Source organism: Promicromonospora iranensis, from assembly GCF_028994805.1.
GTDB lineage: Bacteria > Actinomycetota > Actinomycetes > Actinomycetales > Cellulomonadaceae > Promicromonospora > Promicromonospora iranensis.
Genome location: NZ_JAJQQP010000019.1, coordinates 34,619 through 50,373, shown reverse-complemented (window position 1 = coordinate 50,373; position 15,755 = coordinate 34,619). Strand labels below are relative to the sequence as shown.

Sequence of the window (15,755 nt, the reverse complement as noted above, 5' to 3'; positions counted from 1 at the left end):
GCTCACTGCTCCGCTTCTGCCGCGGACTGGATGGCGTCGACGACGTCCTGCGGGCCGGACTCGCCGGCGAACATGAGGGCGATCTCGTCGTTCATGGCGCCGCCGACCGACTGGCCGAGGCGCGTGTCGAGGTAGAGCTGGGTCACGCCGCCGCCGTCGCGCACCGGGATGAGCTGCGCGAGGGTCTCGTTCGTGAGCGAGTCCGTCGCGGCGGGGTTGGTCGGCAGGCCCATGTCGAGCTCGGCGAAGCCCTGCTGGACCTCGTCCGAGAGCAGGTAGTTGGCGAAGTCGACCGCCGCGTCGGGTGCTGCGGCCGAGACCGACCATGCGTCGCCGCCGCCCATCTGGTCGGCAGGGTCGCCGCCCTGGCCGTCGAACGTCGGGAAGGCGAACCAGCCGAGGAAGTCCGGCACCTCGCCGCTCTCGGTGAGGCCACCGGCCACGCCGGGCTCCCAGTGACCCGCGAGCTCCATCGCGACCTTCTCGGTCGCGAGCAGGCCGGAGGCCGACGTCGGGCCCGTCTGGGCCGGGGTGGTCAGGAAGCCCCGGTTGAACGGCTCCTGCGCGATGATGTCCTCGACGTGCTCGCCCGCCTTGAGGAAGCACGGGTCGGAGTAGTCGGTGCTCTCGATGGCGGCCTCGACCACGTCGTACGGGCACTCGCGGACCACGCCGTAGTACCAGTAGTGCGCGGCCGGCCACTTGTCACCGGCACCCACGGAGATCGGGGTGGTGCCGGCCTCCTCGAGCTTCTCGAGGTAGCCGTCGAACTCCTCGATCGTCGGGCTCTGCGACACGTCGGTGATGCCCGCCGCCTCGAAGAGGTCCGTGTTGTACCAGAAGCCGACCAGGCCCATGGAGTACGGCAGGGCGTAGACCTTGTCGTCCACCGAGTACTGATCGGTGAAGTTGGAGATCGTGCTGATCGTGTCGGCGGAGTCCTCGGTGAGGTCACGCACCAGGCCGGCCTCGACCTCGGCGGCGAGCTCACCGCCACCACGGCTCATGTAGACGTCGGGGATCTGCGCGTCGTCACCGGACTGGAAGGCCGCCTGCAGCTTGGTCAGCATGTCCTCGTGCTGCATGGCCTGGACGTCGACCTTGACCCCCGTCTCGGCCTCGAAGTCGGCGGCGACCTGGTCGTAGTACGCCTTGCCCTCGCCGGTGTTGGAGTTGTGCCACCAGGTGAACTCCTGGGCGTCGGCGTTCTCGTTGGTCTCGCTCTCGCTGGGGCCGGAACCGGCTCCGACACAGCCGGCCGCCAGCAGGGCGACGGTGCTGCCGAGCGCGATCAGTGCCGCGCCGCGCATCTTCCTCTTCATTGTGGAACCCCTTGTAGTCGTCATCGACGGTCGGCAGGAGTCTGCCGGTGACGGACGACAGGTCCGTCAGTCAGGAGCGTGGCAGCCGGGCGACCGTTTCGTCAAACGGTTTCGATATCGATTTCGAAACGGATCGGTCTGCCAGACATACCGCGTTGCCCGGGGTACCCTCACTTCCGTGCACAGTGGGACAGGCTCACCCGGGTCCACTGCCGGACCGGGTGACAGCGTGGCGAAGGTTCCGGGGACCCCGGAACCGTTCGCCACCCAGGAACGTGCGACCGGCCGCGCCACCATCACCGACGTCGCGCGCGTCGCCGGCGTATCGGTCGCCACCGTGTCCAAGGTGGTCAACGGTCGCTACGGCGTGGCGGCCGCGACCGCGGAGCGGGTGCTCGGTGTCGTCGCCGACCTCGGGTACGAGTCGTCCCTCGTCGCGCGCAGCCTGCGCCGCCGTCAGACCAACGTGATCGGCGTGCTCGTCGCCGAGTTCGAGCCGTTCAGCACGGAGCTGCTCAAGGGCATCTCCGCCGCGGTCGACGGCACGGGCTACGAGCTCCTCGCCTACTGCGGTGACGCCGGGCACTCGGACCACGTGGGCTGGGAGCGACGCTCCCTGTCCCGCCTGGCCGGCACCCTGATCGACGGCGTGGTGATCGTCACGCCCACCCTCGCCCTGCCCGAGCACGACGGCGTCCCGATCGTCGCCATCGACCCGCACACCGGCCCCACCGGACCGGCCACCGTGGACTCCGACAACCTGGGCGGTGCCCGCGCCGCGACCGAGCACCTCATCGGCCTCGGCCACACGCGCATCGGCTACCTGGGCGGACGTTCCGACCTGGAGTCGGCCCGCCTGCGCGAGCTCGGCTTCTTCGAGGCGATGGCGGCAGCGGGTCTCACCCCGGACCCCAGCCTGGTGCTCGAGGGCGGCTACCGTCCGGACCGGTCCGACCGGCCCACGCACGACCTGCTCGAACGCACCGACCGGCCGACCGCCGTCTTCGCCGCGAACGACCTGTCGGCCATCCACGTCATCCAGGTGGCCCAGGAGCTGGGGCTGCGTGTCCCCGAGGACCTGTCGGTCATCGGGTTCGACAACATCCCCGAGGCCGCGGCGTCGACCCCGCCCCTGACCACGATCGCGCAGTCCCTGCACGAGATGGGCGCCGAGGCGCTCCGCATGGTCATCGCGATGCTCGAGTCGGGTACGACGGCCGGCAAGCACACCCGTCTGCCCACGCGGCTGGTCGAGCGCGCGAGCACGGCTCCCCCGCCTGCCGCCTGACCCGGACGTCCTGCTCCGCCGAAATAACCTCGCCGCCGACGGTGGACCGGGGCACTCTGGTGGCATGAGCTCCCTCACCGGTCCGACAGCGGCACCGAAGCCGTGGCACGTCCTCGAGGTGGCGGCCGTACCGTCCGCCGACCATCCGGACGCCTGGGCGTACCACGGGATGGCCGCCGTCGAGCGGGCCACGGAGATCGCCGACCGCGGGTACGACGACCTCGCCCGCCCGGCGCTGCAGACCATCAGCGGCATGCTGCACCAGGAGTACGCGCGCAAGCAGCGGTTCGTCGCGGTCCTGGACCGGCCCGACGGCGGGGCGCCCACTGCCGACGACGTGGTCGGCTTCGGGTTCCTGGCGATGACGCTCCAGGACAACACGCATGCCGCGGACGTCTACGTGGGCGTCCATCCGGACCACCGTCGGCGGGGCATCGGCACGGCCCTCGCGGCACGCGTCGAGGAGGCGGCCGCCGATGCCGGGCGGACGACGTTCTTCGTCTGGGCGGCGTCGCCGCGCGAGGCCACCGCCGACGAGGAAGCGGTGGTGCCGACCACCGGCGTCGGGCGGATCCCCGCCGATGCCCCCGCCGTGCGGTTCGCGCTCGGGCGGGGATACACCGTCGAGCAGGTGGAACGCATGTCGCGGCTCGACCTGCCGGCGGATCCTGACAGGCTGGCGGCGTTCGAGGCGGAGGCGCGGGCCACGGCCGGCGCCGACTACCGGACGCACACGTGGGAGGGCATCCCCGAGGAGTGGCACGAGGGATACGCCCAGCTCATGACCCGGATGACGACGGACGTGCCCCAGGGCGACCTGGACTTCGGCGAGGAGACATGGGACGCCGAGCGGGTGCGCGTCTACCTCGAGGAGCGCGCCGCGAGCGGCCAGCGCCTGCTGACCACCCTGGTGGAGCACGTCCCGTCGGGCGAGGTCGCGGGCGGCACGTCGTTCCTGCTGCAGGACGGCAAGCCGGCGTTCGTGTTCCAGGAGGAGACGATCGTGCTGAAGTCGCACCGCGGGCACCGGCTCGGCATGCTGGTCAAGGCGGTCAACCTGCGCGAGCTCGCCGCCCGGTACCCGCAGACCGAGCGCGTGCACACGTTCAACGCCGAGGAGAACGCGCACATGCTCGACATCAACGTGGCCCTGGGCTTCCGCCCCTCAGGCGCGGAGGCGGCCCTCCAAAAACGCCTCTGACCCCTCGTTGAGTGCTGGGTATCTGCGGCTTCGCGGGCCCGAGACCCGCAGATAGCCAGCACTCAACGGTGCTTGCGGAAGCGGCCGGCCAGGGTGAGGAGGCGGCCGGTCGCCCGGGTGACCACGCCGCCCGTGCCGTTCGCGACGTCCAGCAGCTGACGTACCTGCTTGTGCGTGACGTCCGAACCTGGCTGATAGGGCAGGCGGTCCAGGGGCATCGCGCTGGTCATGATCATGACGTCGTCGGACAGGCCCGCGCCCTGCAGCATGCCCATGACCGTCGGGCCGATGACGGGGTGGGCCATCGCCTCGCCCAGCGAGGAAGCGGCGGTGAGCGGCGCGACGACGCCGTCCGACGGCACCTCGGAGTCCGTCGTGGCGCGGACATCGCGGCTCGAGGCGCCCACCTCCACCCGATAGGTACCGCCCTCGACGCGCCAGCGGTCGGCCAGGACGTCCCAGTACGCGAGGTCGTCCCGGGCCACCGAGAGCTCCACCTCGCGGGACTCCCCCGGCGCGAGATCGACCACGGCGAACGCGGCGAGCGAACGCGGGGCACGCGGGATCTTCGATCCGGGCAGGGATACGTAGCACTGCACCACCTCGCGTCCGGCGACGTCGCCGGTGTTGGTGACGGTCACGCGCACGGTGAGTCCGACGTCGCCGGACACACCCTTCCCGTTGGTCGAGCCTGTCGAGACCCCCAGCCCCGAGTACGCGAACGTCGTGTACGAGAGCCCGTGCCCGAACGGGAACTGCACGTCCAGGGCGCGCGCGTCGTACCAGCGGTAGCCGACGTAGATGCCCTCGCCGTAGGTGACGCGCAGGCCCGTGCCGGGAAAGCTCGTCCAGGCAGGGGTGTCCTCGATGCGCAGCGGGACGGTCTCTGCGAGCCGGCCCGACGGGTTGACGCGTCCGTACACCACGTCGGCGAGCGCCCCGCCGCCCGCCTGCCCCAGCAGCCAGCCCTCCACGATCGCGGGCACCCGGCCCGCGAACCCGGACAACCGGACCACCGAACCGTTGGACAGCACCACCACCACACGCGGATTGACCTGCAGCACCCGGTCGAGCAGCTCGAGCTGGACGGCGGGCAGCTCGATGTCCACGCGGTCGCGGCCCTCCGCCTCGGCCGACTGCGGCAGGCCCGCGAAGAACAGCACCACACCGGCGTCGCGGGCCGCGGCCACCGCGTCGGCGGCCAGCGCCTCGACGGCGTCGGCCGCAGCGGCCGACCTCTTCCACGACCTTCCGAGCGCACCCCCACGGGCCGCGCCCCCGTTGCCGGCTCTTCCGCCGGTCGAGCTCGTCGAGGCCCCTCCCGGGCCGAGCCCGTAACCAGGCGCGAAGACGACGTCGGGCGCTGAGTCCTGGATCGCCGCGAGTGCGTCGTCGAGCTGGGTCGGGACGATCTGCGACGATCCCGACCCCTGGTAGCGCGGCGTGCGGGCGAGCTCGCCGATCACCGCGACGCGCGTGCTCGGCGCGAGCGGCAGCAGGCCGTCGTCGTTCTTGAGCAGCACCACCGCACGGCTCGCCGCCTCCCGGGCCAGGGCGTGGTGTGCGGCGTCGTGCCAGGCCTCGGGGTCGTGGCCGCGCTCGGCGAGCGGTGGTGCGCCAGCGTCCGCCGCCTCCTCGCGCGCGGCCCGCGCCGCGAGCGCCAGCGCGACGACCCGGGTGGCCGAGCGGTCGACGTCGACGACGTCGAGGGTGCCGGACCTCACCGCCGTGACGAGCTCCTTGACGCGGGTCTCCCCGGCGGCGGGCATCTCCAGGTCAAGACCTGCGCCGACTCCGGCGACCCGGTCGTGGACCGCACCCCAGTCGGACATGACGAGGCCCTCGAAGCCCCATTCGCCACGGAGGATGTCGGTGGTGAGGCGGCGGTCCTCACCGGTGTGCGTGCCGTTGACACGGTTGTAGGACGACATGAGGGTCGCCGGCTGCGCCGTGGTGACGACCCGCTGGAAGCCGCGCAGGTAGATCTCGCGGAGGGTGCGCTCGTCGATGTCGGCGGAGACGCGCATGCGTTCCGTCTCCTGGTTGTTGGCGGCGAAGTGCTTGAGGCTCGTGGCGACGCCGTTGCCCTGGATGCCGGTGACGAGGGCCGCACCGATCTCGCCGGCGAGCAGCGGGTCCTCGGACACGTACTCGAAGTTGCGCCCGCACAGCGGGCTGCGCTTGATGTTGATGCCGGGCCCGAGCACCACGTCGACGCCGCGCCGCTTGGCCTCGTCCGCCACCGCCTCGCCCACACGCCGGACCAGGTCGACGTCGAACGTGCTGCCGAGTGCGACCGCCGGCGGGAAGCAGGTGGCGGGAACCGCGCCCTCGATGTCGCCGACGTCGGGGGCGAGCCGCCGCACCCCGTGCGGGCCGTCCGCGAGAAACACCGAGGGGACGCCGGGCACCTCGGCGGTGGTCCAGAACGAGGCGCCGGACAGGAGCCGCGCCTTCTGCTCGAGGGTGAGCTTCCTGACGATCGCCCCAGGCCCCGCTGCGGTGGCGACTGCGGTGCGGGCCTGCGGCTTCTTCGTCATGTGGTCACGCTACCCGGCGCAAAAAGCCGTGCGTTCCGGCACGTCCGGGAGCACTCTGGGCACATGACCTCACCCTCAGCAGTACCCGCCCCGGCGACGTCGGCGTGGCGGTTGATGGCCCCTCCGCACCCGTCCTCGCTCGAGGACGCCGACGCCTGGGCGTACCGGGGTATAGCGAACCTGCACGCGGCCGCGCAGCGCGCCGACCTCGGCAATCCGGACGGCGCCCCGGCGCCGCTCGGGATCCTGGTCGGGATGAACAACCAGAGCTACATGCGCAAGCTGCGTCAGGTCGCCGTCGTGGCGACGCCGGGCGGCCCGCAGGTTGTCGGCGAGGCCACGGTGTTCCTGCACGTCCGGTCGAACCCGGAGCTGGCCCACACCGGCGTGGTGGTGCATCCGGACCACCGGGGACAGGGCATCGGCACCGCCCTGGCCGAGTGGGCGACGAGCACGGCCCGGGCGGAGGGCCGGACGTCGCTCAGGGCCTACGTCGACTTCGGACCGGACGGCGCAGACGGCGAGACGCTGGTCCCGGCGTCGGGCAACGGAAAGGTCTCCGCGGACCTGCCGGGGGTGCGGATGGCGCAGAAGCTGGGCCTCACCCTGCAGATCGTCGAGCGGCGGTCCCGCCTCGATCTGCCGGTCGCGCCGGAGACGGTCGCCCGCCTCGAGGCCGAGGCGCGGGCCGCCGCGGGTGATGCGTATCGGCTCCACACCTGGCTCGCCCCCACGCCCGAGCAGTGGGTGGCGCCGTATGCCGCGCTGGAGCAGGCGCTGGCCGACGACGAGCCGCGTGGCGGTCTCGACATCGAGTCCGACGTCTGGGACGCCGACCGGATCCGGGCGCAGGAGGCCGTGATCGCCGCGCGGGGTGACCGGTACGTGGTGACCGCCGCGGAGCACGTGGCCACGGGCGAGCTCGCCGGGATCACCATGCTGCTCTGGAACGACGAGAAGCCGGACCACACCGATCAGGAGTCCACGGTGGTGCTGCGTGCGCACCGGGGGCACCGGCTCGGGATGCTCCTCAAGGCGGCGAACCTGCGCGAGCACGCTCGGCTGCGGCCCGGCGCGCAGCGCATCTACACCTGGAACAACGAGGAGAACCCGCACATGCTCGGGATCAACATCGCGCTGGGCTTCGTCCCGGCGGGCGGCTGCGCGAACTTCCAGGGCCCGCTCTAGCGGTGTGTTGTGAGCGTCAGAGGAGGTGCGGGGTCAGGTTCGGAGACTCGCCGAATGCCTCGTCCGGGTCGAACGGGTGCACCGGGCCGCCCAGGTTCGTGTGCCGCAGGCGGAGCAGGTCCTGGTCCACGGCGCCCGGGCTGAGCATGAGCATCCAGTCGTCGGCCATGTCGTAGAGCTCGGTCTCGAGGTTCCCGATCTTCACCACCACGACGTCAGTGCCGCGCGGGTCGAGCCCGAGCGCCGTGAAGTCCGACTCCAGGTGATAGGGCCTGCGGCGTTCGGTGAGGATCACCTTGAGCCCGCCGGCCGCCACGACGCAGACGGTGCCGCCCACCGGGTCGTCCTCCCGGACGTGCTCCACCACGCCGCGCAGCGTGACCGGCCCGTGCGGGCCGGCGTCGACCCGGGCACCGGCCGTCACCTCGACGACGTGGCCCACGCCGGCGTCGGCCACGGTACGGACGGCGTCGGGGTCGGGCAGGGACGCGTAGATGGCGCTGCGGCCGCCTGCCTCGGGCAGGTTGGCGAAGGCGGGCTCCGCCAGGAGCCGCGCGAGGGTCCAGGTGACGTCACCCGCACCGCCTGCCATGGGGTTGTCGCCGGAGTCCGAGAGGACGAACGGCTGCGCGTCGCTCGCGAGCACCGCCTTCAGGCACTCCTCGTAGGTTCCCGCCGGCGCGACGAACTCGAACTGGTCGCGGGCGTCCCAGTACCGGCGCGCGAGCCGCTCGGCCTCGCGAGCGATGAGCGCGTCGTCGTCCCCCATGACCACGACGGCGGCCCGGCAGCGCGGCTCGTCCGCCCACGCGTACCCGACCCATACCGAGGCGTCCAGGACGCCGTCCAGCGCTCCGACCCGAGCCACGTCCTCGTAGATGCCCCGCGCCGGCTCGAGCCGGGTGCTCGTCTTCTCCCCCGGCAGCAGCACCGGGACCTGCACCCAGGCCTTGCGTGGCCGGCCCGACCCGTCGATCCGGCGCAGCAGGTTCGTGGCCGCGCGGTCCCGCGCCTCGTCATCGTCCTCGTGCGGGGTCATGCGGTGGCAGGTGACCAGGTCGGCGGTCTCGGCGAGCTCCCGAGACACGTTGCCGTGCAGGTCCATCGAGGCGGAGATCAGGCAGTCCGGCCCGACGGCGGCACGCACCGCCCGCGCGAGGTCCGCCTCCGCGTCCGTGTACCCGAGCACCGTCATGGCGCCGTGGACGTCGAGCAGCACGCCGTCGAACGGGCCCTGCGCCTCCAGCGCCAGACCGATCTCGGTCCGGACCGTCTCGTAGACGTCGGTGAGGACCGCCCCGCCCGGGAGCGCCCCGGCCCGCAGCACCCCCACCCATTCGGCCTCCCGGCGCAGCGGCGCGCCGTCCCGCAGGAACGGGTACCGGCGGACGAGCTCGTTGCCGCGCAGAAGGGTGAACGCCTCCCAGCCCGAGCGGTGCGGAGAGAACGTGCTGGACTCGATGGCCATGCCGCAGATCGCGATCCGCGGCCGTCGGAGGGTACGGGTCACGCGCGCAGTGTAGGCGGGACGGGTTACGACTTAGCGCTTATTCCACGGTAAAAGACCAGGTGTCGGGCATCGGGCCGCCGGACGTCAGTCGTCGCCCCGGTCGTCCGCGTCGTCGTCCGCGTCGTCGTCCGCGTCGTTCGGGGTGTTGTCGTCCTCGTCATCGACGTAGTTCGCGTCGCCCGGCGAGTCCGCCGACTGCGCGGAGCCCGGGGTGTCGTGCGCCGACTCGTTCGGCGAGTCCGCCGACTCCGGCGAGGGGTCGTAGTTCGCGTCGCCCGGCGAGTCCGCCGACTGGGCGGAGCCCGGGGTGTCGCGGGCCGACTCGTTCGGCGAGTCCGCCGACTCCGGCGAGGGGTCGGCGGTCGCAGGGGCCGCACCGCCGTCGGGCTGCGTGGGGCCGTCCAGGGCGACGGCCGCGGAGGACACCGCCCGCGGGGCCGGGTCGTTCAGCGCCGCGGCAGTCGTCGCGCCGGCGACTCCGAGCACGGCAGCCGCCCCGACGATGGCCCAGCGCTTCTTCATGGTCGAGGGGTTCATCTCTGTGACCTCCGGTCTCGCGGCACCCCCTGCCGGGTGCCTCCTGGTAGAGAGTCTGCGCCGCCAGGATGAGGCGATGAGGAGACCCGCATGAGACACCTCTCATCTCGAGCCGGACGGCAGGAGCCCCTGCGGCGAGTCAGCCCCGGAACCGGTAGCCCGCCCCGCGCACCGTCTCGATCCGGTCCGCCCCGAGCTTCTTGCGCAGGTATCGCACGTACACGTCGACCACGTTGGAGCCGGGATCGAAGTCGTACCCCCAGACCCGCGACAGCAGCTGCTCGCGCGACATCACCTGGCCCGGGTGCTGGAGGAACACCTCGGCGAGCGCGAACTCGCGCGCCGACAGCTCCACCGCACGCCCCGACACGGTGGCGGTGCGGGTCCGCAGATCCAGTCCGACGTCGCCGTGCTCCAGCCGGTCCGACGACGCGGCCTCTCCCGTGGCACGGCGCAGGCGCAGCCGGATGCGGGCGAGCAGCTCGTCGAAGCCGAAGGGCTTGGACATGTAGTCGTCCGCACCGCCCTCCAGGCCCGCCACCCGGTCGGACAGCGAGTCCCGGGCGGTCAGGATCACCACCGGCAGCGTCGAGCCGACGTCGCGCAGGCGCTGCAGCACCGTGAACCCGTCCAGCACGGGAAGCCCGATGTCCAGGACCATCAGGTCGTAGCCGCCGGACATGGCATGGGCCAGCGCGGACGCGCCGTCGGACACCACGGTGGGCTGGAACCCGTGCGCCTTCAGCCCTTTGCGCACGAACTGCGCGATGCGTTCCTCGTCCTCCGCGATCAGGATCTGGTTCACCCTGTCTCCTCCGTCGCCGAACTCCTCGAACCGGGCTGGCTGCTCGCCGGCGCGGCGCCGTCGGCCGGCCAGGTCATCACGAAGCGTGCACCGCCACCATCGGACCGCTCGACCACCACGTCACCGCCGTGCCCCTGCGCGATGGCCCGCACGATGGCGAGGCCCAGGCCGGAGCCGGGCGCGCCACCCGTCGTGCTGCCCCGCGCGAACCGGTCGAAGATGCGCTCCGCCTCCCCGGGCGGCACGCCGGGGCCGGTGTCCCGGACCCAGAGCCGCACCTGGCGGCCGGCGGGCCCGTCGAACACCTGCGTGCCGATACCCACCTCGTCGTCGGGTCCCGTGAACTTCACCGCGTTGTCCGCGAGCTGCAGCACCGCCTGGGTGAGCCGGTGCGCGTCGGCGACCACCTCGGCGTCGGCCCGGGCGTCCACCACCCAGCGGCGCGCGCCCAGCGCGCGGGCCTTGTCGTGCACGTCGTCGGTGAGACGGCCGAGGTCCACGGGCGCGGTGGTCACGAAGTCGGACCGTTCGGCCTTGGCGAGCAGCACCAGCTCCTCGACGATCTGGCCCATCCGGGACGTCTCGTCGAGCAGGAGGTCCCGGGTCTCGCGCACGTCCGCCGGGTCGTCCGGGTCGAGCACCTCCAGGTGGCCCCGCAGGACGGTCAGCGGCGTCCGGAGCTCGTGCCCGGCGTCGTCCAGGAACTGGCGCTGCGTCTCGATGGCGGTGGACAGCCGGTCGAGCATCGTGTTGAACGCTCCCGCGAGCTCGCCGAGGTCGTCGTCGGTGGCCACGGGGACCCGCTGGGACAGGTCGGTCTCGGTCACCCGGGTGGCGGTCGAGCTCAGCTGCCGCAGCGGGCGCAGCAGGCGGCTCACGACCAGCCACGCGAACAGCCCCAGGAGCACCAGCGCCACGCAGCAGACGATCGCGTAGGTGCGCATCACGTCGGTCTCCGCCCGGAGCGCGTCGTCCAGCGCGGAGGCCATGACGAAGGCGCCCACCTCCTGACGGTCGGGCACCGTCACGGGCACGATGACGAACCACACACGGCCCATCTCCGGGGTGTCGATCTCACGCTGGACCGTCCGCGCCGACTCCGGCGTCAGGTCCTGGACCGCGGCCTGGACCACCGGGTGCTCCGCCACCACCCGACCCCTCGTGGGCGGGTTGGTCTGCTGGTGCTCGCCGTCCAGGTAGCTCACGAACATCTCGTTGGTGCCTGGCACGTTCCGCTCCATGGCGATGCTCATGAGCCGGCCGGCGCCGTGGAACTCCTCGCCCGTCTCCGGGTCCACGCCGGTCTCGGCGAGCTGCTGCAGCTCCCCGATCTCCTGGTCGAAGTCCTCGGAGATGTCGTCCATGATCTGCTGGGACTGGATGGCGTGGGTGAGCAGACCCGTCGCGAGCAGCCCGATGGCGGTCACCGACACGACCACCGTCACCACCTTGGCCCGTACCGACGGCCGACGCAGACTCATGCGCGGCCCACGCCGGACTCCGCGAGCCTCGACCCGTCGAGCCAGCCGGCCACGACGTCCAGACGGCGTGATGTCGCCGCCTGCCACCCCTGCTCCTGCACCCGGTGCGGCCCGGTGGCCAAGGACAGCAGCACCCCGGCGACCCGTGCGGCCAGGTCGCTCCGGTCGGCGCCCCGACCGCCCGGAGCCGCCACGAACCCCGCGGCGTAGTCGGCGGCGAGCTTGCGCATCCGGGCCGCGTACGTCGTCTGCGCGGCGTCCGGACTCTGCACCAGGGACAGCACGTCCAGGTGGGCGACGAGGCAGGCGAGGTCGTCGGCCCGGTGACCGGGACCGGCGGAGTCGACGTCGAGCAGCCCGGTGATCCGGCCGTCGGTGAGCATGATCTGTGCCTCGTAGAGGTCGCCGTGCGTGGGGTCGGCGCCGGTCCCACGTTCCGCGAGCCGCGCCTGCACGTCGCCGGCCAGATCGGCGGCCCGGCCTGCCTCTGCGGGCAGCGCCGCCCCGATGACGCCGGCGTAGTGCGCTGCCGACTCGCTCCAGGCGGGGCGCCGCGGCAGGTCCCGCACCTCGGCGGGCAGGCGGTCGAGCAGCTCCAGCACCTCCAGCGGGGTCGGGATGCGCCCACCGTCCCGGACGGCGGTGCGCATCTCGGTGCCGTGCAGCGGGGACAGGACGAGCAGACCGTCCTCCGACCAGCCGAGCGGCCGCGGGACGGGCAGGCCGGCCCTCGACAGGAGCTCGTGCCGCCGGTGCAGGTCGGCGACCTTGCGGGGGCGCAGCACCTTGAGGAACACGCGCGCTGCCCGGGCCCTGGCCTCGATCACCGCGCGCCGGGTCGGGCGGTAGGCCCGGACCTTGAGCTCGGGGTGTGCGCGCGCCTCGGGGCCGACGCCGAGGCCTGCGAGGAGCTCCTCCACCGCGTCAGGGCTGAAGGCGCGGGGCAGCGCGGGCAGTGCCGGGTCGCCGGGGAACCGCCACACGGCGACCGTCGCGTCGCCGTCGGACAGCGTGACCACACCCGGCTTGCGGCCGTCGCGGGAGCGGCCGACGCTCGCGCCGAGCGTCTCGGACCGCTCCACGCCGTCCCAGCGCACCGTCGCCCGGTAGGCGACGGTGGTGGTCGAGCCCGGTCGATGGTCCACCTGACGCACCCGCCAGTCCACGAGCTCGCCACCGGCCGTGGCCACGGCGGCATCGAGCAGCCCCGCGGCGGCGTCACCGGTCAGCAGGTCGAGGTGCGTGTTCACCCGGCAATCCTCGCAGCCGCCACCCACGGAAGCCCCTTGGTGCGGATGAGAAACCTCTCATCCACCCAGTCCCTTGGTTGTGGGTCAGGCGCGCAGCTCGCGGTACTTCGCGATCAGGGCTGCCGTCGACGGGTCCTGCGCCGCCAGGGCCGCCTCGTCACCGGCGACCGCCGGGGCGATCTCGAGGGCGAGCTTCTTGCCGAGCTCGACACCCCACTGGTCGAACGAGTCGATGCCCCAGACGACGCCCTGCACGAACGTGATGTGCTCGTACAGCGCGACCAGCTGCCCGAGCACCGACGGGGTCAGTGCGGGGGCGAGGATCGACGTCGTCGGCCGGTTGCCGCTGAACACCTTCGCCGAGACCAGGTCCTCCGCGACGCCCTCGGCCCGCACCTCGTCCGCCGTCTTGCCGAACGCGAGCGCCTTGGTCTGCGCGAAGAAGTTCGCGAGGAACAGGCCGTGCACGTCGGCGCCCGCCTCGACCGCGCCACCGTCGCCCACGGCGTCGGTCAGCGGGTAGGCCGGGTTCGCGACGGCGATGAAGTCGGCCGGGATGGTGCGTGTGCCCTGGTGGATGAGCTGGTAGAACGCGTGCTGACCGTTGGTGCCCGGCTCGCCCCAGAAGACCTCGCCCGTGTCCGACGTGACGGGCGTGCCGTCCCAGCGCACGGACTTGCCGTTGGACTCCATGGTGAGCTGCTGCAGGTACGCCGGGAACCGGTGCAGCTGCTGCGCGTACGGCAGGACGGCGTGCGTGTGCGCGTCGCGGAAGTTCACGTACCAGACGTTGAGGAGCCCCATCAGGACCGGCACGTTGCGCTCGAGCGGCTCGGTGCGGAAGTGCTCGTCCATCGCGTGGAATCCGCCCAGGAACTCGGCGAACGCGTCCGGCCCGATCGCCACGGCGAGCGAGGTGCCGATCGCCGAGTCCACGGAGTAGCGGCCACCCACCCAGTCCCAGAACCCGAACGCGTTCTCGGGGTCGATCCCGAACGCCTCGACCTTGTCGAGGGCGGTGGACACTGCCACGAAGTGCTTCGCGACGGCGTCGGCGCGGCCCTCCTCGGAGTCCTCGACGGCCCCGGCGGCCACCAGCGAGCGCCACAGCCAGTCGCGGGCGAGCCGCGCGTTGGTGAGGGTCTCGAGGGTCCCGAACGTCTTGGACGCGACGATGAACAGGGTCGTGGTGGGGTCGAGGTCGGCGGTCTTCTGCGCGACGTCGGTGGGGTCGATGTTGGAGACGAACCGGACCTCCAGCCCGTCCTGGACGTACGGCTCGAGGGCCTCGTACGCCATGACGGGGCCGAGGTCGGAGCCCCCGATGCCGATGTTCACGATGGTCCGGACCGGTTCGCCGGTGACGCCCGTCCACTCTCCGGAGCGGACCTTCTCCGCGAACGCGTACACCTTGGCGAGCTCGTCCTGCACGTCCGCGGTGATGTCCTGGCCGTCGACGGTCAGGGGCTCCTCGGCCGGGCGGCGCAGCGCCGTGTGCAGCACCGCGCGGTCCTCGGTGACGTTGATGTGCTCGCCGGCGAACATCGCGTCGCGGCGCTCGGTGAGCTTCACCTCGTCGGCCAGGGCCAGGAGCGCGGCGAGGACGTCGTCCGTGACCAGGTTCTTCGACAGGTCCACGTGCAGGTCGGCGGCCTGGTGGCTCAGACGCTCGGCCCGGGCCGGGTCCGCGGCGAACCAACCGCGCAGGTCGGGCCGGAGGTTCTTGGAGAGCTCGGTGAGCGAGCCCCAGGCGTTGGTGGTGGTGGCATCGACAGGCAGACGGGCTGGCACTGAGGTCATGGGACAACCGTAGTCCGGAGCGCCTCCGCCGCAGCCCTGGCCAGTGTCGGGTCGGTCACCTCGTAGCCGGCCTCGTCCCCGCCGCCGGGTCCGCCGGCGTCGACCACCGAACGCTTCGCCGAGAGATGGACGGCATCGACACCGGTGCCGAGCAGGGCCGGGATGTCCGCCGCCGTCACGCCGCCGCCCGCCATGACCTCGATGCCCAGCTCCGCGCTGCGCTCGACGAGGGCGGCCAGCCGGCTCAGGCCGGCACCCGCGCGGGCCGCGCCGCCGGAGGTGAGCACACGCGCCACACCCAGCTCGGCGAGCGTGTCGAGGGCGGCCAGCGGGTCGGCGATCACGTCGAGGGCGCGGTGGAACGTCACCTCGGCGTCCTCTGCGGCGGCGATCAGGTCGCGCATGCGCGCGACGTCCACGGTGCCGGACGACGTCAGGGCGCCCAGCACGACACCGTCGGCGCCCTGGTCGGTCGCCAGGGTCACGTCGCGGAGCATCAGGTCGATCTCGGCGGACGAGTACACGAAACCGCCCGGCCGGGGCCGCACCAGCACGTGCACCTCGAGGAGAGGGGCGTTGTCGGACGACGGGACCACCGCCGCGGCGTCGACCACGGCCTCGATGAGTGCGGCGCTCGGTGTGAGGCCACCGGTGGCGCCGAGCGCGGAGCAGAGCTCGACGCGCCGGGCGCCGACGTCGGCTGCGATCACCGCCCCGGCCGGGTCCTGGACAGCGAGCTCGAGAGCGACACGTTGGGGCACGGGCGCCAGCGTAGCCGTGCGTGGGGGCGGTCTGTCGCCCGCCGTCCCAGGCGTCGAGTCGGTAGTGTCCCT

12 protein-coding genes are annotated in these 15,755 nt (G+C 72.5%); 3 read left to right on the top strand and 9 right to left on the bottom strand.

The genetic code is table 11. The annotated features are described in order from the left end of the window. Window positions 1-2: 2 nt before the first annotated feature. Window positions 3-1,322, bottom strand: a complete 1,320-nt coding sequence (locus LUM46_RS25340; protein WP_274997996.1) for an ABC transporter substrate-binding protein — start codon at window positions 1,320-1,322, stop codon at window positions 3-5. A 178-nt stretch (window positions 1,323-1,500) separates the two neighbouring features. On the opposite strand from LUM46_RS25340, the gene LUM46_RS25335 reads away from it, so the two are divergent. Together LUM46_RS25335 and LUM46_RS25330 are read left to right on the top strand one after the other, a co-directional pair. Continuing rightward, window positions 1,501-2,610 carry a LacI family DNA-binding transcriptional regulator gene (locus tag LUM46_RS25335; protein WP_274997995.1) on the top strand — a complete coding sequence of 370 codons (1,110 nt, stop codon included), beginning with the start codon at window positions 1,501-1,503 and terminating at the stop codon, window positions 2,608-2,610. Between the two features lie 64 nt (window positions 2,611-2,674). Next, window positions 2,675-3,811: a GNAT family N-acetyltransferase gene (locus tag LUM46_RS25330; RefSeq protein ID WP_274997993.1), complete on the top strand. Its 1,137-nt coding sequence runs from the start codon at window positions 2,675-2,677 to the stop codon at window positions 3,809-3,811. 62 nt (window positions 3,812-3,873) lie between these two features. On the opposite strand, the gene LUM46_RS25325 is transcribed toward LUM46_RS25330, so the two are convergent. Then, a complete protein-coding gene (locus LUM46_RS25325) occupies window positions 3,874-6,351 on the bottom strand; it encodes a glycoside hydrolase family 3 C-terminal domain-containing protein (protein WP_274997992.1) in 2,478 nt (825 codons plus the stop codon). Window positions 6,352-6,414: 63 nt separating this feature from the next. Here LUM46_RS25325 and LUM46_RS25320 point away from each other — a divergent pair, with 63 nt between their 5' ends. Then, window positions 6,415-7,539: a GNAT family N-acetyltransferase gene (locus tag LUM46_RS25320; protein ID WP_274997991.1), complete on the top strand. Its 1,125-nt coding sequence runs from the start codon at window positions 6,415-6,417 to the stop codon at window positions 7,537-7,539. Between the two features lie 16 nt (window positions 7,540-7,555). On the opposite strand, the gene LUM46_RS25315 is transcribed toward LUM46_RS25320, so the two are convergent. The 7 genes from LUM46_RS25315 to LUM46_RS25285 form a co-directional block, all read right to left on the bottom strand. Continuing rightward, window positions 7,556-9,049, bottom strand: a complete 1,494-nt coding sequence (locus tag LUM46_RS25315) for a M81 family metallopeptidase (RefSeq protein WP_274997990.1) — start codon at window positions 9,047-9,049, stop codon at window positions 7,556-7,558. Between the two features lie 84 nt (window positions 9,050-9,133). Then, complete coding sequence (locus tag LUM46_RS25310; protein ID WP_274997989.1) at window positions 9,134-9,586, bottom strand: hypothetical protein; 453 nt, start codon at window positions 9,584-9,586, stop codon at window positions 9,134-9,136. 139 nt (window positions 9,587-9,725) lie between these two features. Further along, entirely contained in the window at window positions 9,726-10,391 is a 666-nt protein-coding gene (locus tag LUM46_RS25305; RefSeq protein WP_274997988.1) for a response regulator transcription factor, read from the bottom strand. Beyond that, window positions 10,388-11,872 (bottom strand): sensor histidine kinase, encoded by a 1,485-nt coding sequence (locus LUM46_RS25300; protein ID WP_274997987.1) that lies wholly within the window; start codon window positions 11,870-11,872, stop codon window positions 10,388-10,390. Before LUM46_RS25300 ends, LUM46_RS25305 begins: the two co-directional genes overlap by 4 nt. Further along, window positions 11,869-13,122, bottom strand: coding sequence for a phosphotransferase (locus LUM46_RS25295; protein WP_274997986.1), 1,254 nt, complete (start codon window positions 13,120-13,122; stop codon window positions 11,869-11,871). The genes LUM46_RS25300 and LUM46_RS25295 overlap by 4 nt, the downstream gene beginning before the upstream one ends. 84 nt (window positions 13,123-13,206) lie before the next feature. After that, the gene (pgi, locus tag LUM46_RS25290; protein WP_274997985.1) at window positions 13,207-14,922 is read right to left on the bottom strand and encodes a glucose-6-phosphate isomerase; all 1,716 of its coding nucleotides are present in this window, start codon (window positions 14,920-14,922) and stop codon (window positions 13,207-13,209) included. Next, complete coding sequence (locus LUM46_RS25285; RefSeq protein WP_274997983.1) at window positions 14,919-15,683, bottom strand: copper homeostasis protein CutC; 765 nt, start codon at window positions 15,681-15,683, stop codon at window positions 14,919-14,921. The genes pgi and LUM46_RS25285 overlap by 4 nt, the downstream gene beginning before the upstream one ends. Window positions 15,684-15,755 lie beyond the last annotated feature (72 nt).